The organism is Streptomyces sp. YIM S03343 (assembly GCF_054729195.1).
In genome coordinates this window covers 7,895,831-7,912,935 of sequence record NZ_JBPUKX010000001.1, presented here as the reverse complement: position 1 = coordinate 7,912,935, position 17,105 = coordinate 7,895,831, and the positions used below count along the sequence as shown (strand labels likewise).

Genomic DNA, 17,105 nt, shown 5'->3' with positions numbered 1-17,105 from the left:
GACGCATCTCTGTGAAGGGACCCTGGTCCCGAAGAGATGAGGTGTCCGAGCCTGTGGCGTCCGGGCATCCTGGAAAACAGCAGGTAGATGCCACAGAGCCGCGGAAAAGAACGAAGAAACGAAGAAGCAGGGAGAGCCCGATGTCAGCAGCCGAGGGTCCGCTCGTCGTCGGCGTGGACACATCCACCCAGTCCACCAAGGCGCTGGTCGTCGACGCGGCCACCGGGCAGGTCGTGGCCGGCGGCCAGGCGCCGCACACCGTCACCTCCGGGGCGGGCCGCGAGAGCGATCCCCGCCAGTGGTGGGACGCCCTGTGCGAGGCACTGGGCCAGTGCGGTGACGCGGCACGCGAGGCGGCCGCCGTGTCGATCGGCGGCCAGCAGCACGGCCTGGTGACGCTGGACGAGCAGGGCGAGCCGGTCCGGCCCGCCCTGCTGTGGAACGACGTGCGCTCCGCCCCGCAGGCCCGCCGTCTGATCGAGGAACTGGGCGGGCCCAAGGCATGGGCGGACCGTACGGGCAGCGTGCCCGGCGCGTCGTTCACGGTCACGAAGTGGGCCTGGCTGGCGGAGCACGAGCCGGACGCGGTCCGGGCGACCGCGGCGGTACGGCTGCCGCACGACTACCTCACCGAGCGGCTCACCGGCCTGGGCACCACGGACCGCGGCGACGCCTCCGGCACCGGCTGGTGGGCGTCCGGGACCGAGGAGTACGCCGAGGAGATCCTGCGGCACGTCGGCCTCGACCCGGCGCTGCTGCCCCGGGTGGTGCGGCCCGGCGAGGTCGCCGGGACCGTCCGCGACAGCCACGATCTGCCGTTCGCCAAGGGCACCCTGGTCGCCCCCGGCACCGGCGACAACGCCGCTGCCGCGCTGGGCCTGGGGCTGCGCCCGGGCACCCCGGTGCTGAGCCTCGGCACCTCGGGCACGGTCTACGCGGTGACGAAGCACCGCCCCGCCGATCCGACGGGCACGGTCGCGGGCTTCGCCGACGCACACGGCGACTGGCTGCCGCTGGCCTGCACCCTGAACTGCACGCTCGCCGTCGACAGGCTCGCGGCCCTGCTCGGGCTGGACCGCGAAGCCGTCGAGCCCGGCACCTCGGTCACCCTGCTGCCCTACCTGGACGGCGAGCGCACCCCGAACCTGCCGCACGCCTCAGGACTGCTGCACGGCCTGCGCCACGACACGACGGCCGGGCAGCTCCTCCAGGCGGCCTACGACGGCGCCGTCCACTCGCTGCTCGGCGCCCTCGACCTGGTCCTGGACGAGGACGCGGACCGCTCCGAGCCGCTGCTGCTGATCGGCGGGGGCGCCCGGGGCACCGCCTGGCAGCAGACCGTACGGCGGCTGTCGGGCCGCCCGGTCCAGGTGCCCGAGGTGAAGGAACTGGTCGCCCTCGGTGCGGCGGCGCAGGCGGCAGGACTGCTGACCGGCGAGGACCCGGCGGCGGTCGCCCGCCGCTGGAACACCACCGCGGGCCCGGTCCTGGACGCCGTGGAACGGGACGACGAGACGCTGGCCCGGATCTCCGGGGTACTCTCCGACGCGGCCCCGCTCCTGGACCGCGGCCCGGAGCCCCGCTGACGAGGCAGCCGCCGGGGCGGACCGGACCGCACGAAGACCATCGACGAGGACTGACGGAGGCATGACCGCACCGCTGCACGAGACCCACCCGGCCGGGCCCGGCCGCGCGCTGCCCGACACCCAGCAGGGCATGCGCCGCCGCAATCTCGCCCGGGTGATGCACACCGTCAGCGCCGAGGGACCGCTGTCCCGGGCCGCCGTGGCCTCGCACATCGGTCTGACGCGGGCGGCGGTCTCGACGCTGGTGGACGAGCTGATCCGCTCGGGGCTGCTGGAGGAACTGGGCCCCGAGCGGCCCGGCCGGGTGGGCCGTCCGGGGTCCGCGCTCGCCGTCAGCGGGCACGGCCCGGCCGGGATCGGCGCGGAGGTCGGGGTGGACCACCTGGCGGTGTACGCGGTCGACCTGCGCGGCGAGGTACGGGCTCGGGCGGTGCGGCGCGTCGTCAACCGCGGACGCGCTCCCGAACCGGTCATCGGCGAACTCGACACGCTGATACGACGCGTCGTCGCCGACGCCGAACGCGAGGGCCTGTGGCCCGCAGGCCTCGCGGTGGCCGTGCCGGGTCTGGTGGCCGGTGACGCCCGTACGGTCGTGCGTGCCCCGAACCTCGAATGGCACCACACCGATCTGAGCGCCCTGCTGCCCGCCGAATATCCGCTCGTCGTGGACAACGAGGCCAACTTCGGCGCCCTCGCCGAACTCTGGCTGGGCGAGAGCACTCCGCACGACTTCCTGCATGTGTCGGCGGAGATCGGCATCGGCGGCGCAGTCGTGGTGGACGGCCGGCTGCTGCGCGGGACGCGCGGCTTCGCGGGCGAGCTGGGACATGTGCCCGTCTGGCCGGAGGGCCCGGTGTGCGCCTGCGGCGGGCGCGGCTGCCTGGAGCAGTACGCCGGTGAGGAGGCCGTGCTGCGCGCCGCCGGTCTCGAACCGGGCGACGACCGGGTCGGGTTGCTCGCCGGCCGTGCCACCGAGGGCGACGAGGCCGTACGGCGGGCCCTGCGCGACGCCGGTACGGCGCTCGGGATCGCGCTGACCGGGGCGGTCAACCTGCTCGACCCGGAGATCGTGGTGCTCGGTGGTGAACTGGCCGGGGTCGCACCGTGGCTGCTTCCGTCGCTGGAGGCCGAACTCGCGCGGCGGACGGCGGGACCCGCATGCCCGGTGTCGGTGTCGCGCCTGGGGCCCGAGGGACCGCTGCTGGGCGCTGCCCACTCCGTGGTGCGTGGCGTGCTGGACGATCCGGCGGTGGTGGCGGAACGAGGCTGAGGCCCCTGGGAAAGCGAGCCGACGGCGGTGGGAGCCGAGGGGATCTCAGGTTCTCACCTGGCCCACCGCGCAGCCGGGGTATCCGCGGGTGCCGAGGCACGTACCGGCCGGACCCGATGCGGGGAGCGTGAATCACGGCCGAACACGCTTGAAACATAGCCGAGTTCACTCGTTCCGGTGATGGAGTTTTCCACACATCCCCAGCCGTCCACCGGGCCACGCCATGCCCTTCTGCCCGGCCCGCGGGCGTCGTACCGTGATGCGCATGAGGCCCCGCCACATCGCGAGGTGACGGACTCACCTCCGGCCGGACGGCTCCCGCGGGTCCCAGGAAGACGGGCCAGGGCCGGTACCCGCTCCACGGATTCACCGGATCGGACGTACACCCGTTCGCAACTTCTGCCCGGGCATGAGCGTTTTCCCTATGTGCGACGACATCCCCGAACCCCCCACCCCAGAAAGGTCATCGATCGACAATGGACAGGCCACGCCCGTTGCCGAGCAGGCGACGGCTCCTGAAGGCGGCCGCCCTCGCCGCCGTCCCGTACGCGCTGCTTCCGGACGCGCGGGCCGACGCGCAGTCCCAGGCCGTCGACTATCCGCTCGCCGAGTGGCAGCCGGCGAGCACGTCCAACTACACCGAATCCAGCCGTCCCGGCTCCTATCCCCTCGACTATGTGATCATCCACGTCACCCAGGAGACCTATTCGAGCACTCTGTCGATCTTCCAGAACCCGCAGAAGCAGGTCTCCGCCCACTACCTGGTGCGGTCGGCCGACGGACATGTCGCCCAGTGCGTCCGTGAGAACGACGTGGCCTGGCACGCCGGGAACTGGGACTACAACACGCGCAGCATCGGCATCGAGCACGAGGGCTGGGTCGATCAGCCCTCCTATTTCACCGACGCGTTGTACGAGCAGTCCGCACTGCTCACCGCCACGATCTGCGACACCTACGGCATCCCGAAGGACCGGGCGCACATCCTCGGCCACTACGAGGTGCCGGGCACCGACCACACGGATCCGGGTCCCAACTGGGACTGGGTGCGCTATATAAGGCTGGTCAACTTCGCCTGAGCGGGCGCCGGCATCGGACGGGGCGGCAATCCGTCAGACGTTCTCCGAAGCACCCGAAGGAGTGCGATTCCTGAGCCGTTGGCGCGTGATTGGCGCACTGTCTTCCCTGCACGCAACCGCACCCTGGTGCACTTCCCCTGAGTCCTGTGACAGTTGACGAAATCTCAGGGAGATTCTGTGACGCGTCATCAGAAGTGCTCTGCGGCAGGCAGAACGATGCTGGCGGTCCTCACGGTGTTCGGTGTGGTGACCGGCGCGGCCCTGACTGGGGCGGCACCGGCCGGAGCCGTCACGGCGGGCACCGAGATCGCGCCGGGGGTGACGTACGAGCAGTTCGACATCCCGGCGGCCAAGGGCACGGCACACGCCCATGTGCTGAGCGTGGACCTGCGCAACCGGCATGTGCGGCTCGATCTGCTCCACCCCGGAGCGGTGGCCGCCCGCGCCACCGTCTCCGCGCTGGCCGACTCGGCGGGCGCCGTCGCGGGGATCAACGGTGACTTCTTCGACATCACCGAGACCCAGCATCCCGGTGTGGAGGCCACGGGCGCGAGCGACGGCCCAGCGATCGCGGGCGGGCGGGTGCTCAAGGCGGCAGTTCCGGACGGCCAGCGCTTCGGTCCCGCGCTGCCGCCGGGCACCGGCACCGAGGACGTGCTCGGCGTCGGCACGGACCGCCGGGGCCGGCTGGACAGCCTGTCGCTGGAGGGCTGGATCAGTGCTCCGGGGGGCCGGCTGCGCCTGGGCGGGCTCAACCAGTTCGCCCTGCCGGTCGGTTCGGTCGGAGCGTTCACCTCGCGCTGGGGCAGAGTCTCCCGGGTTCGCGCCACCTGCGGCACGGACACGAACCGGGCGGCGCCCTGCAGCACCGACACCTACGAGGTGACGGTCCGCCGGGACCGCGTGGTGTCGGCGTCGGACACCCCGGGCAGCGGCGCCATCGCATCCGGCACCACGGTCCTGGTGGGGCGTGAGGCGGGGGCGCAGTGGCTGCGGAAGCTGTCCACCGGCGAGCATGTGACGGTACGGCACCGTCTGGTGGCATCGGCGTCCAGGATCGCGTACCGCTTCGCCATCGGCGGCTACCCGGTTCTCAGGCACGGGAAGCCGTTGCCCGGCCTCGACGGTGTCTCCTCGGCGGTGCGCACGGCGGTGGGCATCGCGAACGGCGGACGACGGCTGCTGCTGCTCGCGCTGGACGGTCGGCCGGAGTACCGCGCCGGTCTGACCGTCGCCGAGGTCGCCGCCGCCCTGAAGTCGCTGGGCTCGGCCGACGGCTTCAGCCTGGACGGCGGCGGGTCGTCGACGCTGGTCGCCCGGGAGCCGGGGGCAGCGGCCGTGTCGGTGCGCAACCATCCGTCGGGCGGCGCGCAGCGGCCGGTGCCCAACGGGATCGGGGTGTTCTCCGCGCGCTGACGGCGGCCGGACCGGCGGGGCTCACGGCCGCAGGCTGCTCACCAGGTCGGCAGTCGTGGTGAGTCCCTGGCCGATGGTCGGCGCCATGCTGGATCCGGCCAGGAGAAAGCCGAGCAGCATGCAGACCAGGGCGTGGGAGGGCTTCAGCCCGCCGTTGCGCAGAAAGATCACCGCCAGGAGCAGCAGCAGGAGCACCAGAGAGATCGAAATCGCCATCGCGAACCTCCTCCGCCACGCCACGTCCGCTTCGCGGCGTTCGGCCGCAAGTGTGGCGTAGCGGAGGGTTCGTCCGGGCAGCTGACGTGTCCGCCGAACGAGTGGTGTCCTCGTCGGCCGGACCTGGCGGGTGCTATCCGGCGGCGTGGTGGAAGTCGAGGAAGGCCTCCAGGCCGTCGAGGTCGTCGGTGTTGAAGTAGTCGAGTCCGGCGGCGAGCAGTTCGCTCCACAGGGCGTCCCGGGCAGGACCCGGGATGTCCGGGGTGGCCCAGAAGCGGACCTTCTGGCTGTGGGCGTGGGCGGTGCGGATGATGCCGTGCAGCTTCTGCCGTTCGGCGTCGGGGAAGGCGCCCTCGCCCAGCCAGCTGAAGGCGAGCGTCCAGTTGTCGGAGATCAGCGGGACGAAGGAGGCGGGTGCCGCGGTGCCGAGGTCGGCGAGGCGCCCGTCGTAGAAGGCACGGCGGAAGGTCTGGGCCTCCATTGGGGCACGGGCGGCGCGGTCGCCGGAGATGACGGCGGTGACGGGACCGGGGTGCACCCGGCCGTGGGAGAGGGAGGTGAACAGGTGCGGGTAGCGGGCGAGATGACGGTCGAGTTCGAGATACGTCGAGGACCCCTCGGTCTTGATGTCGATCAGGAGTTGCAGGGGCCGGTGCCGACCGCGGTAGACGGAGCCGTGGTTGGCCTCGACCCGGGCGGCCAGCGGGTCGAGATAGAGCGACTCGAGGGTGCGGGACGGGTCCAGCTCACTCACGTCGTGCCCGATGAGGAGCTGATCGCCGACGAGGAAGATGTCGGCCTCGACGCTGCCGAAGCGGTGGTCGAGGGCGTCGAGGAGAGGACGGGGGTGCTCGTAGTCGTTGTGGGCGTGGGCGCGCCAGAGCGGTTTCCTGCCGTGGTGCATGACGCCCGCGGAGGCGCGTACCGCGGGCAGGAAGACCGTGCCCGAGAGGGCGGCGCCGAAGGCGGTGAGGGCTCTGCGACGGGTGGTGAGGGCCATGCTCTGCCTCCCTGTAGGCCGTGGGGACCGAAGGGAGTATGCGTACGATGCGGGCCCAAGTAGTCCGAGTGAGAGGGGAGTTGGCCGGACTGCCGTTCCTTGTTCACTTCATCGGAGCACGTCCTGGACCCTACGACGGTGCGAAACAGCCAAGGAGGACGAGGGGTGCGAGGGGCATGGGCGTGCGGAAGCCCGCCCCCGGTGGGGCGGGCTTCCGCGGGAGAGCTCGGCCGGCCGGGTCAGGGTGCCTGGAGGTCGACCAGGGCGGCCAGCGCCGTGCGGTGGGCGCCTGCCGTGCCGTAGGCGATCGAGTCGGCCTTGGCGCGCTTGAGATACAGATGGGCGGGGTGTTCCCAGGTCATGCCGATGCCGCCGTGGAGTTGCAGGGCCTCCTCGGCGGCGTGCACGGCGACGGGGGCCGCGTACGCCTGGGCCACGGCGACGGTCACGTCGGTGTCCTGGCCGGTGGCCAGCGCGTCGGCTGCGGCCCGGGCGGCTGCGCGGAGGTTGACGACCTCGAGCCAGAGCTGGGCGAGCCGGTGCTTGAGCGCCTGGAAGCCTCCGACGGGACGGTTGAACTGCTTGCGCTCCTTCAGATACCGGACGGTCTCGGTCAGCGACCGGTCGGCGAGGCCGAGTTGCTCGGAGGCGAGCAGGCCGGCAGCGGCGCGCAGGGCCTGCCGTACGGCGGGTCCGGCGGCGCCGAGGCGGCGGCCCGGGGCCGAGTCGAGGACCACGCGGGCCAGGGGCCGGGTCAGGTCGAGGGAGACCTGTGGGGTCACATCGGCGTCGGCTCTGTCGACGGCGTACAGCGCGCCGTCCGTGGCGGGCACCAGCAGGACGTCGGCGGCAGCCGCGTCCGCGATGCCGGACAGTTCGCCGTGCAGGCGCCCGTCCTCGACCCGTACAGCGGGGAAGGGAGCACCCGGGGCGAGGTGGAGTCCGACGGCGAGCGCGCCGATGGTGCGGCCGGAGGCGAGAGCGCCGAGCAGTTCGTCGCCACCGCAGGCCAGCAGGGCCTCGGTGGCCACGACGGCACTGGTCAGATAGGGCACCGGCGCGACGGCCCGGCCCAGTTCCTCCAGGACGACGGCGGCTTCCCGGTGTGTGGCGCCCTGGCCGCCCTTGTCCTCGGGCACCAGGAGTCCGGCGAGGCCCATGCCCTCGGTGAGGGCCTTCCAGAGGGCGGGGTCGTACGGGGTGTCCGACTCGGTGCGGGCGATGACATCGTGCGGGTCGCAGTGGTCCGTGAGGAGGTCACGGACGGCGGCGCGCAGCGCCTCTTCCTCCTCGGAGTACAGCAGATCCGTCATCGGGCGAGGTCCTTCCAGGCGACGTCCTTGTCCGTGCGCGGCTCGGCGGGCAGACCGAGGACCCGCTCGGCGACGATGTTCAGCAGGATCTCGCTGGTGCCGCCCTCGATGCTGTTGCCCTTGGAGCGGAGGTAGCGGTATCCGGCGTCGCGGCCGGTGAAGTCCACGAGTTCCGGGCGGCGCATGGTCCAGTCGTCGTACAGGAGGCCCTCGGCGCCGAGGAGTTCGACCTCCAGGCCGCTGATCTCCTGGTTGAGGCGGGCGAAGCCGAGTTTCATGGCGGAGCCCTCGTGGCCGGGCTGGCCCGCGGCGAGCTGCTGGCGCAGCCGTTCGGCAGAGAGGCGGGCGACCTCGGACTCGGCCCACAGCCGCAGGAGGCGCTGGTGGAGGTCGTGGGTGCGCAGTTCGGGGCGTTCGCGCCAGGTCTTCGTGACCGGGCCGATCATGCCGCCCTCGCGGGGCAGCCGCATACCGCCGATGGATACGCGTTCGTTCATGAGGGTGGTCTGGGCGACCCGCCAGCCGTCGCCGACATCGCCGAGGCGGCGGTCGTCGGGGATGCGGACGCCGGTGAGGAACACCTCGTTGAACTCGGCCTCGCCGGTGATCTGGCGCAGCGGCCGGACCTCGACGCCGGGGTCGGTCATGTCGCAGACGAAGTAGGTGATGCCGGCGTGCTTGGGGACGTCCGGGTCGGTGCGGGCGATGAGGATGGCCCAGCGGGCGACGTGGGCGCTGGAGGTCCACACCTTCTGTCCGTCGACCGCCCAGTCCCCCGCGTCGTCGCGGACGGCTCGGGTGCCGAGGGCGGCCAGGTCGGATCCGGCGCCGGGCTCGCTGAAGAGCTGGCACCAGACCTCCTCACCGGTCCACAGGGGCCGCAGAAAGCGGCGCTTCTGTTCCTCGGTGCCGTAGCGCAGAAGGGTCGGCGCGGCCATGCCGAGGCCGATGCCGATGCGGCGCGGGTCGTTGTCGGGGGCGCCGGCGGCGGCCAGTTCGGCGTCCACGACGGCCTGGAGGGAGCGGGGGGCGCCGAGGCCTCCGAGGCCCTCCGGGTAGTGCACCCAGGCGAGTCCGGCGTCGAAGCGTGCCCTGAGGAAGTCGAGGCGGCCGGTCGTGGCGGGCGGATGGGCGGCCAGCAGCTCGGCGGTGCGGCGGCGCAGTTCGGGGGCGTCGGTCATGCTGCGGCTCCGTTCTCCGCGGCGGGCAGGACGGCGATCCGGCCGGTGCTGGCACCGTCGGCGACGCGCTGCACGGCCGCCGCGGCCCCGGCCAGCGGCACGCGCTCGCTGACCAGCGGCTTGATCACACCTCGGGCGGCCAGGTCGGTGAGCTGTTCGTGGCAGTGCTGGACCAGCTTGGGATTCTTGGTGTTGTAGAGGCCCCAGTGCAGACCGAGGATCGAGTAGTTCTTCACCAGGGCGTGGTTGAGGGCGGGCGCGGGGATGGTGCCACTGGCGAAGCCGACGACCACGATGCGGCCCTCGAACGCGACGGCCTTGGCGGACTGGGTGTAGGCCTCGCCGCCGACCGGGTCGTAGACCACGTCGGCGCCCCGGCCGCCGGTGGCCTGCTTCACGGCGGCGACGACGTCCTCGGTGCGCCGGTCGATCACCACGTCGCAGCCCAGTTCCCGGGCCGCGGCCGCCTTGTCGGCGCCGCCGACCACGCCGATGACATTGGCTCCGGCCTCCTTGCCGAGCTGCACGGCGGCGCTGCCGACCCCGCCCGCGGCGGCGTGAACGAGGAGGGTCTCGCCGGCCTCCAGCCCGGCCCGGCGGTGCAGGCCGAACCAGCCCGTCTGGTAGCCGATGTGAAGGGCGGCAGCCTCGGCGTCGTCCAGTGCGTCGGGCGCGGACAGCAGGGCGGCGGCGTCCGCGACGGCGTACTCGGCGAGACCGCCGTACGGCAGGGCCGGGGTGGCGATGACACGGCGGCCGTCCTCGGTCTCGCCGCAGATCTCCACGCCCGGGGTGAAGGGCAGCGGCGGGCGCACCTGGTACTGGCCGCGGCACATCAGCACATCGGGGAAGTTGATGTTCGCGGCGCGCACCTTCAGCAGGACCTGGCCGTCGCCGGGCGTGGGCACCGGCGTGGCCTCAAGCCGCATCACCTCGCTCGGCTCACCGTTCTCGTGCACTTGCCATGCCTGCATGCGGTGCCTCCACGGGACTGCTTCGTCTGACCGGGTTCCCTCGCATACTAAGCGGTCGCTTGCTAGCAGGGAACAGCCTACCGGGGAAGAGTCCACCGGGTCCTGGGCAGCGGGCGACGGTCCCGCGGCCGGTCGGAGGTCATGAGCGGCCCGGCGGAGGTCATGAGCGGCCCGTCGGAGGTTATGACCGGCTGGGCCGCGCCCGTACATGCATCCGCTCCCCCTGCGGCCCGAACAGGCTCAGGAACTCCACCGGCCCCTCCCCCGTCGACCCGAACCAGTGCGGCACCCGGGTGTCGAACTCGGCCGCCTCCCCCGGCATCAGCACCACGTCGTGCTCGCCGAGGACCAGCCGCAGCCGCCCGGCGAGGACGTACAGCCATTCGTAGCCCTCGTGGGCACGCGGGTCGGGGTCGGTCTGGCCGCGCGGTACAAGGATCTTGAACGCTTGGAGGCCGCCGGGCTGCCGGGTCAGCGGCACATAGGTGCGCCCGTGCCGCACGACCGGCTTGGCCCGCACCCGCGGGTCGCCGACCGGGGGCGCGCCGACCAGTTCGTCGAGCGGCACCTGATGGGCCTGGGCGATCGGCAGCAGCAGCTCCAGGCTGGGCCTGCGCAGCCCGGACTCCAGGCGCGAGAGGGTGCTGACGGAGATACCGGTCGCCTCAGACAGCGCGGCCAGGGTCACCTCACGCTCCTTGCGGATACGGCGCAGCCGGGGACCCACGTCGGCGAGGACATCTTCGGTGGTACTCATCCTCGTATTGCAGGATCGGCAAACCCATTTGTCAATCCGGCAGCACCTGGGCGACCGGCACCCCGACCACCGGACCGGACCCGCACGCCCCCGCGCGGGTGTGCTCCGGCCGCCGCCGTTGCACCATGGCTGCATGCTGCTGGCCCGGCTCGCCCGCGTCTCCCAGGAGGTCGCCGCCACCTCGGCGCGGTCCCGCAAGACCGCCCTGCTCGCGGAGCTGTTCCGGGACGCGGAGCCGGACGACGTGCCGATCGTCATCCCCTATCTGGCCGGACGGCTGCCGCAGGGACGGCTCGGCATCGGCTGGAAGGTGCTCGCCCGGCGCGTCGCGCCCGCGGCCGACGCGACCCTGACCGTGCGCGAGACGGACGCCCGGCTCACCGCGCTCGGCAAGGTCTCCGGACCCGGTTCGCAAGCAGAACGGGCCCGGCTGGTCGGTGAGTTGATGGGCGCCGCCACCGAAGGGGAGCAGCGGTTCCTGTTCGGGCTGATCACCGGCGAGGTGCGGCAGGGCGCGCTGGACGCGGTCGCCGTGGAGGGCCTGGCCGAGGCCACCGGAGCGCCGTCCGCGGACGTACGGCGGGCGGTGATGCTGGCCGGGTCGCCGGCGCCGGTGGCGCAGGCCCTGCTGGCGGAGGGCCCCGCGACGCTGGCCCGTTTCCGGCTGACCGTGGGCCGCCCGGTCCTGCCGATGCTGGCGCACACCGCCTCCTCGGTGGCCGAGGCGGTGGAGAAACTGGGCGCGTGCGCGGTCGAGGAGAAGCTGGACGGCATCCGCGTCCAACTGCACCGGGACGGCGACACGGTCCGCGTCTACACCCGCACACTCGACGACATCACCGGCCGGCTGCCCGAACTGACCTCCGTCGCGCTGGAGTTGCCGGGTGAGCGGTTCGTGCTGGACGGCGAGGTGCTGTCCTTCGGGCCGGACGGGCGGCCCCGGTCCTTCCAGGAGACGGCGGCGCGGGTCGGCTCCCGGGTGGACGTGGCGACGGCCGCCGAGGCGGTCCCGGTCGCCCCGGTGTTCTTCGACGCCCTGTCCGTCGGCGACCGCGATCTGCTCGACCTGCCGCTGACCGAGCGGCACGCGCGGCTGGCCCTGCTGGTGCCCGAGCCGATGCGGGTGCGTCGGGCGCTGGTGGCGGGGCCGCAGGACATCGCGGCGGCGGAGGCGTTCCTCGCCGAGACACTGGAGCGAGGGCACGAGGGCGTCGTGGTCAAGGCGCTCGACGCGGCCTACAGCGCGGGCCGGCGCGGCGCCTCCTGGCTGAAGGTCAAACCCGTGCACACCCTCGACCTGGTCGTCCTGGCCGCCGAATGGGGCCACGGCCGCCGCACCGGCAGGCTCTCCAACCTGCACCTCGGCGCGCGCGGACCGGACGGCTCCTTCGCGATGCTCGGCAAGACCTTCAAGGGGCTGACCGACGCGACACTGGCCTGGCAGACCGAGCGGCTGCTGGCGCTGGCCGTCGAGGACGACGGCCATGTGGTCACCGTACGGCCCGAACTCGTCGTGGAGATCGCCTACGACGGTCTCCAGCGCTCCACGCGCTATCCGGCGGGCGTCACGCTGCGCTTCGCGCGTGTGGTCCGCTACCGCGAGGACAAACGCCCCGAGGAGGCGGACACCGTGCAGACCCTGCTGGCCGCGCACCCGGAGGTACGGCCGTGACGGAACCGGAACAGCCGGGTGCCGCGTCCGGCCCGACCCCGCCCCGGGAGCCGCACAAGCGCAGCGCCGGGCTGCTCCTGTTCCGGCGCACACGCGACGGACGCACCCGCGATGGACAGACCGGCGACGGACACACCGGCCCCGAGGTCCTCCTCGGCCATATGGGCGGCCCCTACTTCGCGAAGAAGGACGCCGGGGCGTGGAGCGTCCCGAAGGGCGAGTACGAGCACGGTGAGACCGCCTGGGACGCCGCCCGCCGTGAGTTCCGCGAGGAACTCGGCCTGCCGCCGCCCGACGGGGACGCCGTACCGCTGGGCGAGGTCAGGCAGACGGGCGGCAAGGTCGTCACGGTGTGGGCGGTCGAGGCGGACCTGGACCCCGCGTCGGCCGTGCCCGGCACCTTCAGCATGGAGTGGCCGCCGCGATCGGGGCGGATCCAGGAGTTCCCCGAGCTGGACCGGGTGGCGTGGTTCGGTCTCGACGACGCCCGTGAGGTGATCGTGAAGGCCCAGACCGCGTTTCTGGACCGCCTGGCGGAACACATGGGGAAGCAGACATAGCCGAGACGAAGCCGAGACACAGCCCAGTGGGACGGTTCGTGCCGTTGCGGTCGTCACGTCCGCGCGGGAAGGTCGGATCAGGTCCGCTCTCAGGGAGGTCGGTCATGCCCATCGCAACGGTGAACCCGGCGAACGGCGAGACGCTGAAGACGTACGAGCCCATGGGCGAGGAGGAGATCGAGCGCAGGCTCCAGCTCGCCGAGGCCACGTTCCGTACATACCGGACGTCGTCATTCGCCGAGCGCGCACGTCTCCTCGGCAGGGCCGCCGACCTGCTGGACGAGGACGGGGAGGACATCGGGCGGACCATGACCACCGAAATGGGCAAGCCCGTGAAGCAGGCCCGGGCGGAGGCGGCGAAGTGCGCGAAGGCGATGCGCTGGTACGCCGCCCACTCCGAGGAACTGCTGGCCGACGAGGAGCCCGCCGAGTCCGATGTGCGGGACTCGGGCGCCTCCAGGGTCCGGGTGCGCTACCGGCCGCTCGGCCCGGTGCTCGCGGTGATGCCGTGGAACTTCCCGCTGTGGCAGGTGATCCGTTTCGCCGCCCCGGCGCTGATGGCGGGCAATGTCGGTCTGCTCAAGCACGCGTCCAACGTCCCGCAGACCGCGCTGTATCTGGAGGACCTGTTCCACCGCGCGGGCTTCACGGAGGGCTGTTTCCAGACGCTGCTGATCGATGCGGGCGCCGTCGACGGCATTCTGCGCGACGAGCGTGTCAGGGCGGCGACCCTGACGGGCAGCGAGCCCGCAGGCCGTGCGGTGGCGGCCACCGCCGGGGCGATGGTCAAGAAGACGGTGCTGGAACTGGGCGGCAGCGACCCGTTCGTCGTGATGCCGTCCGCCGATCTCGACCGGGCCGCCGCGACCGCGGTGACCGCGCGGGTGCAGAACAACGGTCAGTCGTGCATCGCCGCCAAGCGGTTCATCGTGCACACCGACGTCTACGACGCCTTCGCCGAGCGGTTCACCGCGAGGATGCGGGAGCTGAGGACCGGTGACCCGATGGCCGAGGACACCGAGGTCGGGCCGCTCTCCACCGAGCAGGGGCGGGCCGATCTGGAGGAGCTGGTCGACGACGCGAGGCGCAGCGGCGCGAAGGTGCTGTGCGGCGGTGAACGGCCGGACGGACAGGGCTGGTTCTATCCGCCGACTGTCCTCGCCGGCATCACCCGCGAGATGCGCATCCACCGCGAGGAGGCGTTCGGTCCGGTGGCCACGCTGTACCGGGCGGGCGATCTCGACGAGGCGGTGCTGATCGCCAACGACTCGCCGTTCGGGCTGAGTTCGAACGTCTGGACCCGGGACGAGGCCGAAGTGGACCGGTTCGTACGCGACCTGGAGGCGGGCGGGGTGTTCGTCAACGGGATGACCGCGTCGCATCCGGCGTTCCCGTTCGGCGGGGTCAAGCGGTCCGGGTACGGGCGTGAGCTGTCCGGGCACGGAATCCGCGAGTTCTGCAACATCACGACGGTTTGGCACGGTGCGTAGGGGTTGCGCGGCTACGATCCCCTTCGTGAACCGCGAAGTGACTCTGCCTCTGATCGTCGACGACCGCGGTGCCCTGCGGGTGGCCGCCGCCGATGTGAGCAAGCTGCTCCGCACGGTCGGCGGACGCTGGCTGCGGCTGGTGGAGGACGGCGAGCGGGGGCTCGACGAGGACACGGTGGCCGCGCTCACCATCGAGCTCGCCAAGCTGGCCGACCGGATCGACGTGGCGTGCATCGCGCACAGCAGCGGGGCGCCCTGAGCCGCAGCCCTGTTCAGGCAGCAGCCCGGTTCAAGCAGCAGCCCTGCTCGGGCTGCCCGGCCTCGCTCAGGCACCCTGGGCCAACGCCGCCCAGAAACCGGCCTCGTAGCTCTGGAGCAGCCGGCCGTACGTCGTCGCGAGGCGTTCGTCCAGGACTCCGGTGTCCAGTCCCTCCCGGACGGCGGCCTCGGCGCGGCGGTCCAGTTCCGGGGCGGGCTCGGCGAAGAAGTCGAAGAAGGCGCACGCCTCGTCGGGGAAGCCGTAGCGGGCGCGCAGCGCTTCGGCGATCGTCGCGCAGTAGCCGCCCCATGCCGAGAAGTTGGCCGTCAGGGCGAGTACGGCGTCGGCGGGAGCGGCGTTGAGGGCGAGCCAGGCGACACCGCCGGGGTACGCCTGGCAGCCGGGCCGGGGTTCGTAAGCGGCGGCCTGCCGTTCGTCGGCGCCGCAGGCCGCCGCGTAGGCCGCGAGCCGGTCCAGGGCCAGCGCCTCGCCCTCGGCCAGCAGTGTGAAGAACCCGGCGGCTTCCGGCAGGGCGGCGGCACGCTGGGCCAGGTGGAGGAAGGCGCGGCGGTCGGCCGGGATCACCCAGCCCTGTTCGAGGCCGAGCGCGGCGAGTGTCGCGCGGTCCGCCTCGCCCCGTGCGATCAGCGGGACGAGGGGGTTGGCGTGCGGGTCGGGGGCGAGGCCGCGCGTGAAGCCGTCGAGCAGTTCCCTGGCCGTGCGCGCCATGGGGTCCTCCGTGGGTGTGCGCGGGTCGCTGCCCGGGTCGCACTGACGTGTCGTACGGCCCCGGCGCGTCCTTCGCCAGCCGTGCACGGGGCCTGCTCCGACCCTCGCACGAGCCCCGGGGACCCGCACGGCGACGGACCGGCGCAGTGAGGCCCGGGGCAGCCGGATGGCGACGGACCGGCGCGCTGCTGCCTCCGTCCTACGGTGCTCCCCCAGCCCGGAGGGCATGCAAGGGCCCGGCGCCGGACACCGCGCAGCGGTCCGGCACCGATCACCGGGCCCACCCCTACCGGATAGGCATCCCCGACAGGGTGCGGGCGATGACCAGGCGCTGGATCTCGCTGGTGCCCTCGAAGATGGTGTAGATGGCCGAGTCGCGGTGCATCCGCTCCACCGGGTACTCGCGGGTGTAGCCGTTGCCGCCGAGGATCTGGACGGCCTGCGCGGTGACCTCCTTGGCGGTCTCGCTGGCGAACAGCTTGGACATCGAGCCCTCGGCCGCGGTGAACGGCCTGCCGTTGACGGCCATCCAGGAGGCGCGCCACACCAGGAGGCGGGCGGCGTCGATCCGGGTGCGCATGTCGGCGAGCTGGAAGGCGACGCCCTGGTTGTCGATGATCGGGCGGCCGAACTGCTCGCGTGTCATTGCGTAGTCGAGGGCGACCTCGTACGCGGCGCGCGCGGTGCCGACGGCCATGGCGCCGACGGCCGGACGGGACGCCTCGAAGGTGGCCATCGCCGCGTTCTTCACGCGGTCACCACCGGACTTGGCCCGTTCGCGGGCCCGGGCCAGCCGCTCGTCCAGCTTCGCCTTGCCGCCGAGCAGGCAGGAGCCGGGCACGCGGACGCCGTCGAGGACCACCTCGGCGGTGTGCGAGGCGCGGATGCCGTGCTTCTTGAACTTCTGGCCCTGGGTCAGGCCCGGGGTGCCGGGCGGGACGATGAAGGAGGCGTGGCCTTTGGAGCCGAGCTCCGGGTCGACGACGGCGACGACCACATGGACGCCTGCGATGCCGCCGTTGGTCGCCCAGGTCTTGGTGCCGTTGATCACCCACTCGTCCTTGGCCTCGTCGTAGACGGCACGGGTGCGCATGGCGGCCACGTCGGAGCCGGCGTCGGGCTCGGAGGAGCAGAACGCGGCGACCTTGACGTCGTCGGCGTCGCCGTACATCTGCGGGATCCAGGTGCCGATCTGCTCCTCGGTGCCGTTGGCGAGGACGCCGACCGCGGCGAGGCCCGTGCCGACGATGGACAGGGCGATGCCGGCGTCGCCCCAGAACAGCTCCTCCATGGCCATGGGGATGCCGAGGCCGGTGGGGTCGAAGTACTGCTGGGCGTAGAAGTCGAGGGAGTAGATGCCGACCTTCGCGGCTTCCTGGATGACCGGCCAGGGAGTCTCCTCACGCTCGTCCCATTCGGCGGCCGCGGGACGGATGACATCGGCGGCGAAGCCGTGCAGCCAGTCCCGGACCTCCTTCTGTTCGTCGTTGAGCTCCATGGTGAACTCGGCCATGTCCCCTCCAGCGGCGGCAGCGCCTGTTACTTGCGGTAACACGAGTCTGTTACCGGTCGGTAGGAAAAGTCAACTCCTGACGTCGCATCGGCA

At 72.4% G+C, this 17,105-nt stretch carries 16 protein-coding genes; 8 read left to right on the top strand and 8 right to left on the bottom strand.

Features of this window, described 5'->3' with window-relative positions; all coding sequences use genetic code 11:
- The first annotated feature begins 140 nt into the window (after positions 1–140).
- The 4 genes from xylB (at position 141) to ACSYGN_RS34990 (ending at position 5,348) form a co-directional block, all read left to right on the top strand.
- Positions 141–1,586 (top strand): xylulokinase, encoded by a 1,446-nt coding sequence (gene xylB / locus ACSYGN_RS35005; protein WP_460402871.1) that lies wholly within the window; start codon positions 141–143, stop codon positions 1,584–1,586.
- A 61-nt stretch (positions 1,587–1,647) separates the two neighbouring features.
- The gene (locus tag ACSYGN_RS35000; RefSeq protein WP_460402869.1) at positions 1,648–2,856 is read left to right on the top strand and encodes an ROK family protein; all 1,209 of its coding nucleotides are present in this window, start codon (positions 1,648–1,650) and stop codon (positions 2,854–2,856) included.
- A gap of 476 nt (positions 2,857–3,332) precedes the next feature.
- Positions 3,333–3,932 (top strand): N-acetylmuramoyl-L-alanine amidase, encoded by a 600-nt coding sequence (locus ACSYGN_RS34995; RefSeq protein ID WP_460402867.1) that lies wholly within the window; start codon positions 3,333–3,335, stop codon positions 3,930–3,932.
- Positions 3,933–4,148: 216 nt separating this feature from the next.
- Positions 4,149–5,348 carry a phosphodiester glycosidase family protein gene (locus ACSYGN_RS34990; protein ID WP_460403927.1) on the top strand — a complete coding sequence of 400 codons (1,200 nt, stop codon included), beginning with the start codon at positions 4,149–4,151 and terminating at the stop codon, positions 5,346–5,348.
- 21 nt (positions 5,349–5,369) lie between these two features.
- Here the strand turns inward: ACSYGN_RS34990 and ACSYGN_RS34985 are convergent, their stop codons facing one another.
- From ACSYGN_RS34985 to ACSYGN_RS34960, 6 genes are all read right to left on the bottom strand, one after another.
- Positions 5,370–5,564 carry a hypothetical protein gene (locus tag ACSYGN_RS34985; protein ID WP_460402865.1) on the bottom strand — a complete coding sequence of 65 codons (195 nt, stop codon included), beginning with the start codon at positions 5,562–5,564 and terminating at the stop codon, positions 5,370–5,372.
- A 133-nt stretch (positions 5,565–5,697) separates the two neighbouring features.
- Positions 5,698–6,564 carry a phosphatidylinositol-specific phospholipase C/glycerophosphodiester phosphodiesterase family protein gene (locus tag ACSYGN_RS34980; RefSeq protein WP_460402863.1) on the bottom strand — a complete coding sequence of 289 codons (867 nt, stop codon included), beginning with the start codon at positions 6,562–6,564 and terminating at the stop codon, positions 5,698–5,700.
- Between the two features lie 239 nt (positions 6,565–6,803).
- A complete protein-coding gene (locus ACSYGN_RS34975) occupies positions 6,804–7,877 on the bottom strand; it encodes an acyl-CoA dehydrogenase family protein (RefSeq protein ID WP_460402861.1) in 1,074 nt (357 codons plus the stop codon).
- A complete protein-coding gene (locus tag ACSYGN_RS34970; protein WP_460402859.1) occupies positions 7,874–9,058 on the bottom strand; it encodes an acyl-CoA dehydrogenase family protein in 1,185 nt (394 codons plus the stop codon). The genes ACSYGN_RS34975 and ACSYGN_RS34970 overlap by 4 nt, the downstream gene beginning before the upstream one ends.
- Positions 9,055–10,032, bottom strand: coding sequence for an NADPH:quinone oxidoreductase family protein (locus tag ACSYGN_RS34965; RefSeq protein ID WP_460402857.1), 978 nt, complete (start codon positions 10,030–10,032; stop codon positions 9,055–9,057). Before ACSYGN_RS34965 ends, ACSYGN_RS34970 begins: the two co-directional genes overlap by 4 nt.
- Positions 10,033–10,213: 181 nt before the next feature.
- On the bottom strand, positions 10,214–10,789 hold the full coding sequence (locus tag ACSYGN_RS34960) for a helix-turn-helix domain-containing protein (protein ID WP_460402855.1): 576 nt from the start codon (positions 10,787–10,789) through the stop codon (positions 10,214–10,216).
- A gap of 133 nt (positions 10,790–10,922) precedes the next feature.
- Between ACSYGN_RS34960 and ACSYGN_RS34955 the strand changes: the two genes are divergently transcribed.
- From ACSYGN_RS34955 to ACSYGN_RS34940, 4 genes are all read left to right on the top strand, one after another.
- Complete coding sequence (locus ACSYGN_RS34955) at positions 10,923–12,461, top strand: ATP-dependent DNA ligase (RefSeq protein WP_460402853.1); 1,539 nt, start codon at positions 10,923–10,925, stop codon at positions 12,459–12,461.
- A gap of 71 nt (positions 12,462–12,532) precedes the next feature.
- Positions 12,533–13,021, top strand: coding sequence for an NUDIX domain-containing protein (locus tag ACSYGN_RS34950; RefSeq protein ID WP_460403925.1), 489 nt, complete (start codon positions 12,533–12,535; stop codon positions 13,019–13,021).
- A 104-nt stretch (positions 13,022–13,125) separates the two neighbouring features.
- Positions 13,126–14,511, top strand: a complete 1,386-nt coding sequence (locus tag ACSYGN_RS34945) for an NADP-dependent succinic semialdehyde dehydrogenase (RefSeq protein ID WP_460402851.1) — start codon at positions 13,126–13,128, stop codon at positions 14,509–14,511.
- A gap of 25 nt (positions 14,512–14,536) precedes the next feature.
- A complete protein-coding gene (locus tag ACSYGN_RS34940; protein ID WP_360957716.1) occupies positions 14,537–14,770 on the top strand; it encodes a DUF6213 family protein in 234 nt (77 codons plus the stop codon).
- 66 nt (positions 14,771–14,836) lie between these two features.
- Here ACSYGN_RS34940 and ACSYGN_RS34935 read toward each other — a convergent pair whose 3' ends face one another.
- Complete coding sequence (locus ACSYGN_RS34935) at positions 14,837–15,499, bottom strand: transcriptional regulator (protein WP_460402849.1); 663 nt, start codon at positions 15,497–15,499, stop codon at positions 14,837–14,839.
- A gap of 286 nt (positions 15,500–15,785) precedes the next feature.
- The gene (locus tag ACSYGN_RS34930; protein ID WP_460402847.1) at positions 15,786–17,012 is read right to left on the bottom strand and encodes an acyl-CoA dehydrogenase family protein; all 1,227 of its coding nucleotides are present in this window, start codon (positions 17,010–17,012) and stop codon (positions 15,786–15,788) included.
- Positions 17,013–17,105 lie beyond the last annotated feature (93 nt).

Bases quoted from the DNA above. Each gene is read 5' to 3' on its own strand.
- ACSYGN_RS34985 (WP_460402865.1), bottom strand. From the start codon at position 5,564: ATGGCGATTTCGATCTCTCTGGTGCTCCTGCTGCTGCTCCTGGCGGTG.
- ACSYGN_RS34970 (WP_460402859.1), bottom strand. From the start codon at position 9,058: ATGACCGACGCCCCCGAACTGCGCCGCCGCACCGCCGAGCTGCTGGCC.
- ACSYGN_RS34980 (WP_460402863.1), bottom strand. From the start codon at position 6,564: ATGGCCCTCACCACCCGTCGCAGAGCCCTCACCGCCTTCGGCGCCGCC.
- ACSYGN_RS34960 (WP_460402855.1), bottom strand. From the start codon at position 10,789: ATGAGTACCACCGAAGATGTCCTCGCCGACGTGGGTCCCCGGCTGCGC.
- ACSYGN_RS34930 (WP_460402847.1), bottom strand. From the start codon at position 17,012: ATGGCCGAGTTCACCATGGAGCTCAACGACGAACAGAAGGAGGTCCGG.
- ACSYGN_RS34990 (WP_460403927.1), top strand. From the start codon at position 4,149: ATGCTGGCGGTCCTCACGGTGTTCGGTGTGGTGACCGGCGCGGCCCTG.
- ACSYGN_RS34945 (WP_460402851.1), top strand. From the start codon at position 13,126: ATGCCCATCGCAACGGTGAACCCGGCGAACGGCGAGACGCTGAAGACG.
- ACSYGN_RS34965 (WP_460402857.1), bottom strand. From the start codon at position 10,032: ATGCAGGCATGGCAAGTGCACGAGAACGGTGAGCCGAGCGAGGTGATG.
- ACSYGN_RS34975 (WP_460402861.1), bottom strand. From the start codon at position 7,877: ATGACGGATCTGCTGTACTCCGAGGAGGAAGAGGCGCTGCGCGCCGCC.
- ACSYGN_RS34995 (WP_460402867.1), top strand. From the start codon at position 3,333: ATGGACAGGCCACGCCCGTTGCCGAGCAGGCGACGGCTCCTGAAGGCG.
- ACSYGN_RS34935 (WP_460402849.1), bottom strand. From the start codon at position 15,499: ATGGCGCGCACGGCCAGGGAACTGCTCGACGGCTTCACGCGCGGCCTC.
- ACSYGN_RS34955 (WP_460402853.1), top strand. From the start codon at position 10,923: ATGCTGCTGGCCCGGCTCGCCCGCGTCTCCCAGGAGGTCGCCGCCACC.
- xylB (WP_460402871.1), top strand. From the start codon at position 141: ATGTCAGCAGCCGAGGGTCCGCTCGTCGTCGGCGTGGACACATCCACC.
- ACSYGN_RS35000 (WP_460402869.1), top strand. From the start codon at position 1,648: ATGACCGCACCGCTGCACGAGACCCACCCGGCCGGGCCCGGCCGCGCG.